At 65.0% G+C, this 1034-nt stretch carries 2 protein-coding genes; both read left to right on the forward strand.

The features are described from left to right. On the forward strand, window positions 1-658 hold a 658-nt coding region (locus AC5JJ6_RS35395), incomplete at its 5' end, for a Crp/Fnr family transcriptional regulator (protein WP_496046535.1). 143 nt (window positions 659-801) lie between these two features. Next, window positions 802-1034 (forward strand): hypothetical protein (locus AC5JJ6_RS35400; protein WP_496046536.1); only part of this gene is annotated, 233 nt, incomplete at its 3' end.

The following is a 1034-nucleotide window of genomic DNA, read 5'->3' on the forward strand; positions in this document are numbered from 1 at the left end:
CTTCAAGGGCTTGCCCGCCGAAGCGGTAGATCTTTACTCCAGGCGGTGCGTCTGGAAGCGGTTCGAGTCGCACCAGCCGCTGATCCGGTACAAGGATACCACCCGCGACGTCTTCTTCATATCTTCCGGCCGGGCGCGGGCGACGTACTACGCCGCAAGCGGGCGGGAGATCAGTTTCCGCGATCTCGGCGCCGGCGAAATGTTCGGCGAGGTTTCCGCCATCGATGCCCAGCCACGGTCGCTCAGCGTCGTCGCCCAGTCCGAGATGCTGGCCGCGATGATGCCGGCTCCCGTGCTGCGGGAACTGATGCGGGAGCACGAGGAGTGCGCCGTGGCCATCATGCTCCGGATGACGCGGCTCATCCGCTGCCTGTCGGAGCGGATCGTGGAATTCAGCACCTTGGGGGTCCAGGACCGCATCCGCGCCGAACTGCTGCGGCTTGCCCGGATATCGTCACCCGGCCAGAACACCGCCGTCATATTCCCGGTGCCGACCCATACCGATATCGCCAACCGCATCAGCACCCATCGGGAGGCCGTCACCCGCGAACTCAGCAACCTGTGCCGCGCCGGGTTGCTGGAGCGGCAGAATTGCAGCCTGATCGTCCGCGATGTCGGCAAGCTGTCCAGGATCGTTTCCGACGTGCTGGGTGAGTAACCGGCCGCCGGCTCCCGGCCAGGGCTGAGACCTCGCAGCACCAACGGCAAGGATCTTAGGCGGTTAGTCTGAATTTACCTCAATCTGCATCTAATAGTATTTGTCCCTGGGCATTTGCATCGAGCCGGGGGAGGGTTGCGGATTTGACGCCGGTCGTGACGCGTGCCGATGAAGGGTCGCTGCCTGACAAGGGCGACTTCATCATGCCGACCGCCGAAGAGATCGCGACTCTGCCCGCCAAGACGATCGAGCGCATCCACAGGTATTCGGCGGAACTGCCGCCCTCGCCGGCGCGCGCGGCGCTGGAGGAAGCCCTGCGTCCCCGCCTGCGGACGACGCGGCCACCCAAGTCCGTTACCCCGATGCGGCTGTTCTG

The organism is Skermanella sp. (assembly GCF_059503625.1).